A 13,600-nucleotide genomic window follows, 5' to 3' on the forward strand; every position below is an offset into this window, starting at 1 on the left:
GCCGCTGGTGTCAGGGCAGGTCGTCCCGCGTCACCTTCCGGTGCGCGACCCGCAGTTCGCCGTCCTCCCGCACCAGGACGTCCTCGCACACGCACACCCGGTGCACCCGGGAGACGCCGCCGACCACCGAGGCGTAGACGGTGGTGTACGAGCGGACGTCCCACGTGCCGTCGGCGCGCTCCAGGACGTCGACCATGCCCATGAAGTGCCGGTGCCGCTCCCCGGCCTCGGCCAGCCGGGTGTGCGCCTGCTCCACCGCCGCGATCAGCCCGGCCCGCCCGCGCACCGGCTGGGGCAGCGTCGGTACGTCGAAGACGGCGTCCTCGGTGAAGGTCCACGCCCACGACTCGGCCTTGCCCAGGTCGAGTTGCTGCATCTGACGGGCGTAGAACCGCTGTACCTCGGCGTACAGCAGCAGGCTGGGCTCGGTCGCATCCGGCATGGGTTTGGCTCCGCTTCCGTGTGGGGGCCGAGGTGGGCGCTCGACCCGGTGCGGACAGCTTCTGCGGCACAAATCGAGCACTCTTCGAAGCCTCCTCAAGCCGTGGCACGGACGGTGAGGCTTCCCAAGCCGTGAACACCGACCGTCCGATCCGAGCCAGGAGGTCGCCCGTGCCGTCCCTCACGTACCCGGAGATCCCGCTTGACGGCCTGCTGCGCCGTGCGGCGGACCGCGACCCGGGCGGCGCGGCCGTCACCACCGAAGGCGGCACGGTGACGTTCGCCGAACTCGACCGCGCGGCCGACCGGATCGCCCACTGGCTGGCCGGCACCTCCACCGCCGTCGTCGGGGTCGCCAACACCCTCGACGCCGTCTTCCCGGCCGCCTACTACGGCACCGCCCGCGCCGGACGCACCATCGCCCTGATCAACCCGCTGCTCGGCGAGGCCGCCCTCGGCCATGTGTGCGCCACCGCCGGGGTCGAGATCGCCTTCGTGCCGGCATCCGTCGCCGAACTGCTCACGAAGATCGGCGACCGGCTGCCGCGACTGCGCACGATCGTCGTCACCGACGCCGGGGACGGGGTGGTGCCCGGCGCGGCGATCCCGCTCGACGTGGCGCTGAGCGCCGTATCGGCGGAACCGGACAGGCCGTACGAGGCTCCCGCGCCGGACGTCGACGCCGTCACCTGCGTGCAGTTCACGACCGGCTCCACCGGGCGGCCCAAGGGCGTGCGGCTCACCCACCGCAACCTCGTCGCCAACGCCGCGCAGATCGCGCTCGCCCACCGGCTCGACGGCGACTCGGTCACTCTCAACCATCTGCCGCTGTACCACGTCATGCACCTCAACTCGGCCGTGTACGCGGGCGCCTCGCAGACGCTGTGCCGGGAAGCCGACCCCGTCGCCTCACTGGGCGCTGCCGCCCGCGTCGGCGCCACCCACTACTACGGGCTGCCCGCCCGGCTGTGCCGGCTCGCCGCCGACGACCGGCTCGGCGACCCGCACACCGAGGGCGTTCCGGCCGGGCCGCGGCTGACCGCCGTACTGTCCGGCGGCACCGCCCTCCCGCCCGCCGCCGCCCGCCGGCTGCGTGACACCCTGGGCGTCCCCGTCGTCCAGGGCTACGGACTCGCCGAACTCTCCCCGCTGGCCCACAACCAGCGGCTCGACGCCGACCCCGCGCCCGGCGCCGTCGGCCCCCCGATCCCCGGCACCGAATGCCGGATCGTCTCCCTCGGTGACCGCGAACCCGTCGAGGTGTGGTCCACGGGCGAGATACAGATCCGCGGCCCGCAGGTGATGGCCGGCTACCTCGACGACGAGCCCTCGCCCGTCGACGCCGACGGCTGGCTGACCACCGGCGACGTCGGCTACCTCGACGACGTCGGCGGCCTGCACCTCGTCGACCGGCTCGGCGACGTCTTCAAGTACGACAACGAACTCGTCTCCCCGACCGCCGTCGAACGCGTCCTCGCCGAGGACCCACGGGTCGCCGAGTGCATCGTCGCCGACTGGCCCGACCCCGTGCACGGCGCCGTCGTCTGGGCGGGAGTCGTCCTGCGCGAGATCCCCGGCGGCTACGGCGACACCCTGCCCGGCGGGCTCGACGTGCTGGACTCCGTCGCCGAACACGCCAACGCCCGCCTCGGCCACGCCGACCGCATCCGCCGCCTGGAGGCGCTCGACGCCGTGCCCCGCAACGCCGGCGGCAAGCCCGACCGCCGCGAGACGCGCAGCCGGCTGCGGCTGCGGGCCGCCGCGGAACAGACCGCCCGACCCATCGACCGACCCTTCCCCAAGGAGCGAGACACCATGGTGACCTTCGTCAACAAGCTGACCGTGCACGGCGACCTCGACACGTTCCTGGCCGTCAAGGACCGCCTCACCGCCTACATGAGCGCCCAGCCCGGCCACGTCCGCAACAAGACCCTGCGGCACGTCGGCGACCCGCGGACCTTCCTGGAGTACGCCGTGTGGGAGGACGCCGCCTCCCACCAGCAGGCCGCGCGCAGCGAGGAGTTCCGGGCCCTCATCCAGCAGCTCGTCCAGCACGCCACCGCCGAGCCGGGTCTGTACGAGTCGGTCGAGGCGGCCGCCGGTGCCCGCTGACCAGCGGCCCGAGGTCCTCGTCGCCGGCGCGGGCCCGGTGGGCCTGACCGCCGCCCACGAACTGGCCCGCCGGGGGCTGCGGGTCCGCCTCGTCGACGCCGCCGCCGGGCCCGCCCGCACCAGCCGGGCGGTCGCCGTGCACCCGCGCACCCTGGAGACCCTCGACCAGATGGGCGTCGTCGGCGCCTTGCGCGAACGCGGCCGGGAGAACCGGGCGTTCACCATGTTCGCCTCGGGGCGGCGGCTGGTCAGACTGGAGGCCGACTACTCCAGCATGCCGACCCGCTACCCGTTCAGCCTCATCGTCGAGCAGACCGCCACCGAGGCCGTGCTGCGCGAGGCCGTCGCCGCGCAGGGCGTCGCCGTCGAGTGGGGTGTGAAGGTGACCGGCTTCGAACAGGACGCCGACACCGTACGAGTGCGGCTGGAGCGGTCCGACGGCGGCACGGAGATCGTCACGGCGGACTGGCTCGTCGGCTGCGACGGCGGGCACAGCACCGTCCGCAAGCAGCTCGGTCTGCCGCTGATCGGGGAGAGCCGCGACACCTGGATGCTCGCCGACGCGCCCGTGCGCACCAGCCTGCCGCCGGACAGCATCTACTGGGCCCACACCGGCGGACAGGCCCTGATGATGGTCCCCTACGCCCGCGAAGGGCACTGGCGGCTGCTCGACACCGCGCCCGGCACACAGGGTGCGAACGGTGCGCGGGAACGCTTCTCCCGCAAGCTGAGCGCCGGGCTCGGGCGGCAGGTCGCCGTCGGTGAACCCGAGTGGACCTCCGTGTTCACCTTCCAGCAGCGCATGGTGCCCCATATGCACGAGGGCCGCGTGATCGTCGCCGGCGACGCCGCCCATGTGCACAGTCCGGCCTCCGGGCAGGGCATGAACACCGGCATCCAGGAGGCGTACAACCTCGCCTGGAAGCTCGCCGACGTCGCCCGCGGGCACGCCGGACGGCAGCTGCTCGACACCTACAGCGAGGAACGGGTGCCCATCGGGCGGGCCCTGCTCGGCTCGACCCGCACGGCCACCTTCCTCGTGCAGTTCAAGAACCTCCTCGCCGCGGCCGCGCTGCCGGTCGTCTTCACCGTCGTACGCAATGTGCCGCCGTTGCGCCGCGCCATCCAGCGCAAGGTCCTCGGCGGCATGTCGGGGCTGCGCATCGGCTACGGCGACTCCTCGCTGACCCTGCCGGTCGAGACCGCCCGCACCGCACGGCCCCCGCTGACCGGCGCCGGGTCCCGGATCCGCCGTGCCCAGGTGCGGGTGCCGGGTGCCGGTGGGCTTCCGCTGCCGTCCGCGACCGGCCCCGTACCGGGTGCGCGGGCGTCCGCGGCCGCCGCCGTGCACGCGGGGGAGCCCGGGCCGGACGCGCTCGCCGCCGAACTGCGCGATGTGCGCTGGACGCTGCTGTGCACGGAGGGCGGCGCCACATCCGCCCGGGTCGCGCTGCGGGCGGCGGCCGGGCACGACGACTGGCTGTCCGTACGCACCGTCGGCGCCCGCCCCGGCACCGCCCCCCATCCGCTGCCCGACCCCGGCCGCACCCTGCGCGACACGCTCGGCCTCGGCGCGGGCGGCTGGCTGCTGATCCGCCCCGACGGCTATGTCGCCGCCCGGGGCCCGCGGCTGACCGCAGAGGACTGGCGGCACACGCTGACCGCGCTCGGTCTCGGCACCCGCAAGCCCGTCCTCAAGGGTTCCTCGTCCGCCCCTCCAGCGGGCCGGGACAGCGTGTTGAGCACCATCGCCGGACTGGAGGACAGCCGATGACGACAGCGACGCAGCCCAAGCCCGTGGCCCTGGTCACCGGGGGCACCAGCGGCATCGGCCTGGCCGTCGCCCGCGAGCTCGGGCAGCGCGGCCACCGCGTCTTCCTGTGCGCCCGCGGCGAGGACAAGGTCAAGCAGACCGTCGAGGACCTGCGCGCCGAAGGCCTGGAAGTGGAGGGCGCGGCCGCCGACGTCCGCTCCGCCGACTCCCTCGCCACCCTCGTGCGCACCGCCGTCGACACGTTCGGCCCGATCGGTGTGCTGGTCAACAACGCCGGACGCAGCGGCGGCGGCCCCACCGCGTCCATCAGCGACGACCTGTGGCACGACGTCATCGACACCAACCTCACCGGCGTCTTCCTGCTCACCCGCGAGGTCCTCAACCACGGCGGCATCACCGGCAACCCCGACGGCCGGATCATCAACATCGCCTCCACCGCCGGCAAGCAGGGCGTCGTCCTCGGTGCCCCCTACTCCGCCTCCAAGCACGCCGTCGTCGGCTTCACCAAGGCCCTCGGCAAGGAACTCGCCCCGTCCGGCATCACCGTCAACGCGGTCTGCCCCGGCTATGTCGAGACCCCGATGGCCGAACGGGTCCGGCAGGGCTACGCGGCCGCGCTCGGCACCACCACCGACGAGGTGCTGGAGCAGTTCGAAGCGAAGATCCCCCTCGGCCGCTACTCCACTCCGGAGGAGGTCGCCGGGCTCGTCGGCTATCTGACGACCCGGCAGGCCGCGTCCATCACCGCGCAGGCGCTCAACGTCTGCGGCGGACTGGGCAACTACTGAGCCGTCACCGAGCCGTACGGCCGCCACCGAGCCGTACCCGCAGATACCGAGCCGCACAGAGAGGGTGCCGACACACATGGCCGCCGAGCGAGTGCACACGACAGCGCACGACGTGGACGTCGCCGCCCCCGCCGGAGTGGTCTACGGCCTGATCGCCGACGCCACACGCTGGCCCTGGTACTTCCCGCCCAACGTGCACGTCGAGCAGCTGGAGTTCGACGGGCGCGACGAGCGCGTCAGGATGTGGGCCACCGCCAACGGGCAGGTCAGGTCCTGGACCTCCAGTCGGCAGCTGTCCCCGGCGGAGCGCCGGATCACCTTCCGCCAGGACCTGCCGGCCGCGCCCGTCAAGAGCATGCTCGGCACCTGGATCGTCGAGGAGCTCGACGGACAGCGCAGCCGGCTGACGCTGCTGCACGACTTCACCGTCGAGGGCGACGACCCCGAGGGCGTGGCGTGGGTCGAGAAGGCCGTGGACACCAACAGCCGCACCGAGCTGGGGAACCTGAGCCGGATCGCCGAGAAGTGGAGCCGGCTGGACGAACTGATCCTCGTCTTCGAGGACTCGGTCCGGGTCAAGGGCGGCGCCGAGCTGATCTACGACTTCCTGTACCAGGTGGACCAGTGGCCCGAGCGCGTCCCGCACGTCTCCCGCCTCGACGTCACCGAGGACACCCCGGGAGTGCAGGTGATGTCCATGGACACGACGACCGCGGACGGCTCCGTGCACACCACGGAATCGGTGCGGGTGTGCTTCCCGCACGCCGGCCGCATCGTCTACAAGCAGACGGTCACGCCCGCCCTGATGACGGCCCACACCGGCGAGTGGTCGGTCGTCCCGGACGAGACCGGAGTCACGGTCACCTCCCAGCACAGCGTGGTGCTGCGCGAGGAGGCCGTCGAACGGGTCCTCGGACCCGGCGCGACCGTCGCCGACGCCCGCCGCTACGTCCGCGAGGCCCTCGGCCGCAACAGCACGGCAACGCTCCAACTGGCCAAGCGGTACGCGGAGTCGGCCGTCCGGATGCTGTGAAGGACTCCAGCGGCGTGCGAGCGCATGTCAGTCGCCTTTCCAGCACTCTTTGATGGACTGCTCGTCGGGGCCGGGGCGCGGTGTGGCGGAGGCGGTCCATGACGAAGGAGTTGATCCACCCCACCATGGCCACCACAGCCGAGACCTTCGCGGCCCGCGCCGACGGCGTGCGGCCGCGCTCCGCCGAGGAGACGGCCGCGCTCGGCCGTGCCGCACGGCTGGAGACACTGCTGGGCGACCCGCACGACCCGGCCAACCCGCACGGTCTGCAAGCCCTGTTCGACGCCGACGACCGCCGCGAGGTGCCCGTCGAGACCGAGCGGCTGCTCGCCGAGACCGGCCTGGGCGCCGAGTTCGTGCCCGCCGAGTACGGCGGCCGCCTCACCCGCGCCGACCTGCTGGCCAAGGTGCTGCGCCCCGTCTTCCGCCGGGACGTCGCCCTCGGCTTCGGCTCCGGCATCACCTCGCTGTTCGCCACCTCCGCCGTGTGGGCGGCGGGAAACGAGCAGCAGCGCCGCGGCACCGCCGCCCTCCTGCTGGGCCAGGGCAGGGCCGCGATCGTGCACCACGAACTCGCGCACGCCAACGCCATCCTGCGCGACGAGTTCACCGCCCGGCCCGCCGACGGCGGCGGATATCTGCTCAGCGGCCGCAAGGACGTCATCATCAACGCCGCCCGCGCCGGCGCCTACGTCGTCTACGCCCGCACCGACTCCGCCCGCACCCCCCGCAGCCACTCCGTGCTGCTGCTGCACCCGGACCAACTCGCGGACGGCGTACACCACCTGCCGCGCGTGGAGACCTCCGGGATGCGCGGCTGCCGGTTCTCGGGCCTGGAATTCACCGACTGCCCGGTGCCCGAAGGCACCCTCGTCGGCCGGCCCGGCGAGGGCGTGGCCCTCGCCCTGCGCACCTACCAGGTCAACCGGTGCCTGATCGCCGGCACCGTCGTCGCGGCCGCCGACACCGTGCTGCACTCCGCGGTCCGCGCCGTCACCGCCGGCCGCTCCCGCCCCGTCGCCAACCGCTGGCTCGGCCCCCTCACCGGCATCTTCGCCGACCTGCTGGCCTGCGACAGCATGGCGACCGTCGCGCTGCGCGCTCTCAGCCTGCTGCCGGACCGCACCCATGTGCTCGCCGCCGCCGTCAAGTACGTGGTCCCCGACCTGCTGCGGGAGAACCTCGAAGAGCTCTCCACCGTGCTCGGCTCGCGCGGCTACGAACGCGGCAGCGCCGAGTACGGCGCCCTCGACAAACTCGTCCGCGACCTGCCGGTGGCCGGACTCGGCCACGCCGGCACCGCCGCCTGCCAGGCCGTGATCGTCCCGCAGCTGCGCGCGCTCGCCGAACGCTCCTGGTTCGCCGACCAGGAACCGCCGCCCGAGCTGTTCCGCACCGGCGCCGACCTGCCCGCCCTCGACTACCGGCTGCTGTCCATCGCCGGCGGGGGCGACTTCCTCGCCGCGTCCCTCGTCGGCTCCGCCGCCCGCCTCGCCGACCTGCGCGGCGTCGGCGGACAGCTGGCCGCGCTCGCCGCCCTCGCCGAGGCCTTCGTCACCGAACTGCGCGCCCTGCGCGAAGCCTGCCGAAACCTTCCCCCGATCACGCGGGGCACCCTCGCCGACCCCGCCGTGTGCGTGCTCAGCGACCGCTACGCCCTCGTCCTCGCCGCCGCCGCGGTCCTCGGCGTGTGGGAGGGCCAGGACGGCTCCGACCCGTTCCTCGCGGCCCCCGCCTGGGCGGTCCTCGCCCTCACCCGGATCGGCGGCCGCCTCGGTGTCCCCGTGCCGGACCTGCCGGAGGGCTGCGCCGAGATGGTCCTGGAGGAGCTGGTACGCCGCTTCCGCGCCGGCCGCTCCTGCGACCTCGACGCCACGGCGCCGGCCCAGTGACCGAGACGACCACCGCAGGAAGGGCACGGCGATGACCGAGAACGACCCGCGCATCTCACCGCCCGTGCACATCGGCCCCCGCGGACCGTGGCAGCAGGTCCAGGAGGACCTGACCGTACGGGGCAACGCCACCATCAGCACCTCCTGGGGCGAGTGGCTGCCCACCATCGTCGGCAATCCGGGCCTGCGCGCCCTGCTCGGACGGGACTGGACGCGCTACAAGCGCACCCCCAACCCGGTCGTGCGCACCCGCTTCGCCGCCTCCCGGCTCGCCGTCAAACACACCGCCGCCGCCGCCCTCGGCCTCGACCCCGGCGACATCGACCTCGCCTACCGGCTCGGCGGGCGCCCCTACGTGCGAGGCTTCGACCAGCTCGACCTCAGCCTCACCCACACCGACGAACTGATCGCCGTAGGCATCAGCCGCCTGGGCCGCATCGGCGTCGACACCGAACCCGCCGGACGGCGCATGTCGTTCGAGCTCATGCAGGACCATGTGTGCACCTTCGACGAGAAACGGGAACTCGCCACCCTCCCCGAACAGGAGCAGTCCGCCGCCATGCTGCGGCTGTGGACCCTCAAGGAGGCCTACACCAAGGCCATCGGCCAGGGACTGAGGCTGCCCTTCACCGAGTTCGGCTTCGGCGTCGGCAGCCCCGCGCTCCTCGCCCCCGACGGCCGGCCCGCCGCCCGCGGCGAGTGGGCCTTCGGCACCTACCCCACACTCGGCCGCTACCTCGTCAGCATCGCCTGCCACGACTGCGGACTCGACCCCTCCCACGACACCCGGGCCGAGACCATGCTCGACGACGGCTTCCTCGGGGCGGTCGCCGAACTCGTCGCCCAGGAACACGCCACAGCCGCAGAGCCGCTCGCGGAACGCTAGGGGACCGACGGAGAAAACAGGGAGCGGCCACGCACGCCACTACGGTGACCGGTGTCGAGTGTGAGGAGGCAGCCATGGACGAGCGGTACGCCACCCTGCACGTACTGCCCACGGCCCAGGCCCTGCCCCGCACCTGGGAGGACAAGCCCGCCCCGGCCCCCCAGACCGCTCCCGTGCGCGTCCATGTCGTGGGCGCCGACCCGCTCGCCCGGGTCGGCATCCGCACCCTTCTCGAAGGCCGCTCCGGAATCCGCGTCACCGGGGAGAGCACCCCCGATCAGGCGGCGGCAGGACTGCGCGCCCACCGCCCGCACGTCCTCGTCGTCCACGGCCCGCTGCCCGCCGACCGCGCCCAGGACCTCGCCCGCGCCGCCGGCGACGGCGTGCGCGTGCTGACCGTCGGCGAGGCCGCCCCCGGCCCCGGCCCCGCCCACGGCCATCTGCCCGCCACCGCGACCGCCGGCGAGCTGGCCTCCGCCGTCGTCCTGGCCGCCGCCGGCTACACCCTCGTGCACGAGACGTCGCAGCCGCCGCACCGCACTGCCCCCGCACGGGAGTCGCAGGTCTCCCGGGTCAGCCCCGACCAGCTCACCGAGCGCGAGTGCGAAGTGCTCGAACTACTCGCCCGGGGCCTGTCCAACGGCGAGATCGCCCGCCTGCTCTCCCTCTCCGAGCACACCGTCAAGACCCATGTGCAGAACCTGCTGCACAAGCTGCGCCTGCGCAACCGGGTCCACGCGGCGATCTACGCCTTCGAGACCGGCCTGCGCCAGCCTTGCTGACCCGTGTCAGCACCGTGTCAGCAGCGCGTGGCGCAGCCCTTCATGATCGAAGGTCCGTGCCCGAGCCAGGAGAGGAGGACAACCGATGCCGACCGACCGCGCCTCGGCACCGACCATGACCGTGGTCCTCGACCCCGGACACCGCACCCAGGAGTCCCGGCCGGTGCTGGAAATGCGGGGCCGGCTCGACATGGCCCTCTTCCAGGCCGCCCTGGACCGGATCGCCACCGGCCATCCCACGCCGCCCACCGACCGGCTGCGGCTGCACCGGCACGGGCCCGACCACCACACGCTCGAACTGCCCTCCCCGGCCGGCGGCCCCACGCCCTATCCGGCGGGCCTCCTCGCCGACCTGCTCACCAGCACCCCGGTGGCCGCGCCCGACCCCGCCCCGGCCGCCGACGGCGAGACCGCCCGGGTGAGCACCTACGGGCCGCTGCCGCAGACCTTCGCCGTCACCCCGCTCCAGCGTGAACTCCTCGCCGACGCCCTCACCGGGCCCGACCAGCAGGTCGAGCAGCTCGCCTGGCGCTGGCACGGGCCGCTGGAGACCGGTCGGCTCACCGCGGCCTGGCGGGCGGTGTTCGACTGCGAGACCGTACTGCGCTCCGCGTTCGTCTGGGACCCGCAGCCGAGGGCCGTCCTGTTCGACACCTGCGCACCGGACGTGGCCCACCACGCGCACGGTACCTTCGCCGGCCGCGAGGACCTCATGGCCGCCGAACGCTCCCGCGGCTTCGACCTGCGCCGCCCCGGCCTGCTGCGCATCGCCCTCCTCGACGGGCCGCCCGCCCGCTCCTTCCAGGACGAGCCGGCCACCGACATGGTCCTCACCTACCACCGCGCCCTGCTCGACAGCTGGAGCGTGCGCGTACTGGTCCGCGAGTTCTACCGCGCCTACCTCGCCGGCGGCAGCCTGCCCGGCGGCGAACGCCGCCCCGACCTGCGCGACTACACCCGCTGGCTGGACCGTCAGGACCCCGCGCCCGCCCGGGACTTCTGGCGCCGCACCGAGGCCGCCGCACCCACCCCGCTGCCGCGCGCCGCCCCCGGCGAGCACACCGGCCAGGACGGCGCGGGACGCAGCCGCACCCGGCTGTCCAAGGCCGAGACGACCCGCCTCGCGCACTGGGCGGCCCGCTGGGGCGCCACCGAGTCCAGCGCCCTGCACGCGGTGTGGGCGATGCTGCTGTACCGGGCCTCCGGCGCGGTCCGCGGGCCCCTCCAGGTCGGCTTCGGAGTCTCCTTCTCCGGCCGCGGCATCCTGCTGGAGGACATCGAGCGCATCCCGGGCCCGTTCGCCGGCCCGCTCCCGCTGTCCGTCGAGGTCGACCCGGCCGACACGGTGGAACGGCTGCTGCGCACCCTCAGGGACCGCGCCATCGACATGGCCGCCTACGAGTGGATGCCGGCCGGCCGGATCCAGGAGTGGCTCGGCCGGGCCGGCACGGCTCCCGCCGAGACGCTGCTGGCCTTCGAGCACATCCCGCGCCCCGACGAGCGCCTGACCGGCGCGCTCGCCGCGCACGGCGTGACCGTCGAACACCCCGTCCCGGCCGCGGCGCGGACCGCGAGCGCGCTCGGCGTCCTCGCCCACCACGACGGGCAGGGCGGCCTGGTGCTGTCCGCGGTCCACGACCGCGAACGCCTGGAGGACGACACGACGCAGGCCCTGCTCTCGCAGAGCGCCCGGCTGCTGCGCCGACTGCCGTACACGGCAGGGGAGTCGACCACCGTCGCCGAGGTGCTCGACTCCCTCGACGCCATCCCGACGCCCTGGCTCCACGAGCGCCGCACACCCCGCGAGGGCGCGGCCGGGACGCTCCGGCCGCTGCGGGCGGCGGTCGTCCCCGGCGTGGCCACGATCTGCCTGGTCGCCGCTCCCGGCGCACCCGAGGCGTGGTACCGCGGCCTCGTGCGCTGCTACGACGGCCCCGAGGAGCTTGTCGTCCTGCGGGCCACGGCGGACGTCACCCGGCACGGCGCCGCCGCGCTCGCCCCGGTCGTCGGCGCGGGCGGGCGCCTGGTGCTGGGCGGCTTCTCCGGCGCGGGCGCCGTCGCGTACGAGATCGCCCGCCACCTCGCCGCCCCGGGCCGCAACGCGCCGCTGGTGGTGCTCGGCAGCGGCGAGGACGACGAAGGCGCCCGCGAACTGGCGCGGGCGCTGCGTGAGGCCGTGCGGAACTGACAGCACGCCCGCACGTCGTACGGCTTCACGTGGATTCCGGCCGCACCGGCTGTACTACGGCTTTACGAGGGTCCCGGCGCCGTCGGCCGTACTACGGCCCGGCGAAGCCCCGTCGGCGCGGCGTGCGCGCGAGAGGGCCCGCCAGGCCGCCCAGACCGCCGACGCGGAGCCCGCCAGGGTCACCGCGTTGGCGGCCCCGCCCAGCAGCATCGACTCCTCGCGCGTCAAAGGGGGGCGCTCGCCGCCCGAGGCGCTCATCGCTTCGGCCAGCCGATGTCGTCGTCGGACAGGATCGGATGCTTCATGGGGACCTCCCGATAGTTGCCCTGACGCTTGAGAGCCTCCCCGGATCCGCCAGAAGACCGCTTGAGGAACGCTCGACGACGGCGTGAGGAACACGTCAACTCCGCCTGAGAGGCGCCCCATCGAGCCTGGCAACCATTTGCCCGGCCCTTGCCGGATGCCTAGCCTCGGGCACCATGCTCCTGCAGCCCGCGTTCGGCCGGCGCCTGCGTCAACTGCGGGTCGCCCAAGGCCTGTCCCAGACCGCGCTGGCCGGCGACGGCATGTCCACCGGCTACCTCTCCCGGCTGGAGACCGGCGCCCGCCGGCCCACCCCGAGCGCCGTCGGCTACCTCGCCGAGCGGCTCGGTGTGCCGCCGGACGCCTTCGCCGCGCCCGCGGCCGGTTCGCTGGCCGACGCGCTTGCGCTGGCCGCCTCCACCGGCGCCGACGACGCCGCCGAGATCGTCGGCGGGGCGCTCACGGCCGACGGCGACGCCGACCCCGTACTGCGCTGGCAGGCGCTGTGGCTGCTGGCCCGCGCGCGACGGGCGGCCGGCGACCATGCCGGGGAGCGGGCGCGGCTCGACGCGCTCGTCGAACTCGGCGAGGAGATCGGCACGGCCGAGCTGCGGGTGCGCGGCCTGACCGGACTGGCCCGCTGTCTGCGCTCCCTGGGCGAGATCGTCCCCGCCGTACGGTCCGCCGCCACCGCCCACGACCTGGCCCACGCCCACGACCTGGGCGCCGCGGACCGGGCGCGGGTCCTGCTGGTGCTGGTGTCGGTGGAGGCCGAGGCGGGCCGGCTGCCCGACGCACGCGCGCACGCCGACGAGTTGACGGACCTGGTCGAGGGCCGCCGCGACACCCTGTGGGCCGAGGCGATGTGGACCGCGGCCGCCGTCCGGGTGCGGCAGGGCGAGCATGCCGCCGCCCAACTCCTCCTCGACCAGGCGCTGGAGGGGTTCCCCGGCGGGGACGACCTGGTGCTGTGGCTGCGGCTCCGGCTCGCCGCGGCCCGCCTCCACCTCCAGCGCACCCCGCCGCGCACGGACGACGCCGGGCGGTGCGTCGACGCCGCCGAGTCCGCGCTCGCCTTCGTCGGCACGCCCGCACTGCGGCAGGAACTGACCCTCCTCAGGGCCGAACTGGCCTTCCACACCGACCGCCACGACGAGGCGCGCGCCCTGCTGGACCGGCTGGCCGGAGAAGAACCCAGGATGACCTACCGCGACCGGGTCCGCCTCGACGTGCTGCGCGGCCGACTGCGCTTCCTAGCCGGCGACGACAGCGCCCTGCACACTCTGCGCGCCCTGGCCCTGCGCGCCCAGAACGACGCCAGTGTCGATCTCGCGGCGGAACTGTGGGGCGTGGTCGCCGACCTGCTGCTGACGAGCCGGGAGCGGTGATCCGGCGCACCGC

Annotated in this window: 11 protein-coding genes; 9 read left to right on the top strand and 2 right to left on the bottom strand. The window is 74.3% G+C overall.

All coding sequences use genetic code 11. The features are described 5' to 3' along the window. Positions 1-10: 10 nt before the first annotated feature. Positions 11-442, bottom strand: coding sequence for a nuclear transport factor 2 family protein (locus tag ACZ7L0_RS42050; protein ID WP_471247884.1), 432 nt, complete (start codon positions 440-442; stop codon positions 11-13). Between the two features lie 170 nt (positions 443-612). Here ACZ7L0_RS42050 and ACZ7L0_RS42055 point away from each other — a divergent pair, with 170 nt between their 5' ends. The 8 genes from ACZ7L0_RS42055 to ACZ7L0_RS42090 all read left to right on the top strand — a co-directional run bounded on the left by ACZ7L0_RS42055 (position 613) and on the right by ACZ7L0_RS42090 (position 11,896). After that, a complete protein-coding gene (locus ACZ7L0_RS42055; protein ID WP_471247885.1) occupies positions 613-2,553 on the top strand; it encodes an AMP-binding protein in 1,941 nt (646 codons plus the stop codon). Further along, positions 2,543-4,327: an FAD-dependent oxidoreductase gene (locus ACZ7L0_RS42060; RefSeq protein ID WP_471247886.1), complete on the top strand. Its 1,785-nt coding sequence runs from the start codon at positions 2,543-2,545 to the stop codon at positions 4,325-4,327. Before ACZ7L0_RS42055 ends, ACZ7L0_RS42060 begins: the two co-directional genes overlap by 11 nt. Next, positions 4,324-5,115: an SDR family NAD(P)-dependent oxidoreductase gene (locus ACZ7L0_RS42065; RefSeq protein ID WP_471247887.1), complete on the top strand. Its 792-nt coding sequence runs from the start codon at positions 4,324-4,326 to the stop codon at positions 5,113-5,115. Before ACZ7L0_RS42060 ends, ACZ7L0_RS42065 begins: the two co-directional genes overlap by 4 nt. Before the next feature lie 76 nt (positions 5,116-5,191). Next, positions 5,192-6,148, top strand: coding sequence for an aromatase/cyclase (locus tag ACZ7L0_RS42070; RefSeq protein ID WP_471247888.1), 957 nt, complete (start codon positions 5,192-5,194; stop codon positions 6,146-6,148). A gap of 98 nt (positions 6,149-6,246) precedes the next feature. Beyond that, on the top strand, positions 6,247-8,040 hold the full coding sequence (locus ACZ7L0_RS42075) for an acyl-CoA dehydrogenase family protein (protein ID WP_471247889.1): 1,794 nt from the start codon (positions 6,247-6,249) through the stop codon (positions 8,038-8,040). A 31-nt stretch (positions 8,041-8,071) separates the two neighbouring features. After that, positions 8,072-8,926, top strand: a complete 855-nt coding sequence (locus tag ACZ7L0_RS42080) for a 4'-phosphopantetheinyl transferase family protein (RefSeq protein WP_471247890.1) — start codon at positions 8,072-8,074, stop codon at positions 8,924-8,926. Between the two features lie 74 nt (positions 8,927-9,000). Beyond that, positions 9,001-9,708, top strand: coding sequence for a response regulator transcription factor (locus ACZ7L0_RS42085; protein WP_471247891.1), 708 nt, complete (start codon positions 9,001-9,003; stop codon positions 9,706-9,708). A gap of 85 nt (positions 9,709-9,793) precedes the next feature. Further along, the gene (locus tag ACZ7L0_RS42090) at positions 9,794-11,896 is read left to right on the top strand and encodes a condensation domain-containing protein (protein ID WP_471247892.1); all 2,103 of its coding nucleotides are present in this window, start codon (positions 9,794-9,796) and stop codon (positions 11,894-11,896) included. Between the two features lie 54 nt (positions 11,897-11,950). Here the strand turns inward: ACZ7L0_RS42090 and ACZ7L0_RS42095 are convergent, their stop codons facing one another. After that, positions 11,951-12,154 (bottom strand): hypothetical protein, encoded by a 204-nt coding sequence (locus tag ACZ7L0_RS42095; protein WP_471247893.1) that lies wholly within the window; start codon positions 12,152-12,154, stop codon positions 11,951-11,953. Between the two features lie 221 nt (positions 12,155-12,375). Between ACZ7L0_RS42095 and ACZ7L0_RS42100 the strand changes: the two genes are divergently transcribed. After that, positions 12,376-13,587: a helix-turn-helix domain-containing protein gene (locus ACZ7L0_RS42100; protein ID WP_471247894.1), complete on the top strand. Its 1,212-nt coding sequence runs from the start codon at positions 12,376-12,378 to the stop codon at positions 13,585-13,587. Positions 13,588-13,600: the final 13 nt, after the last annotated feature.

Source organism: Streptomyces sp. NPDC039424 (assembly GCF_055639495.1).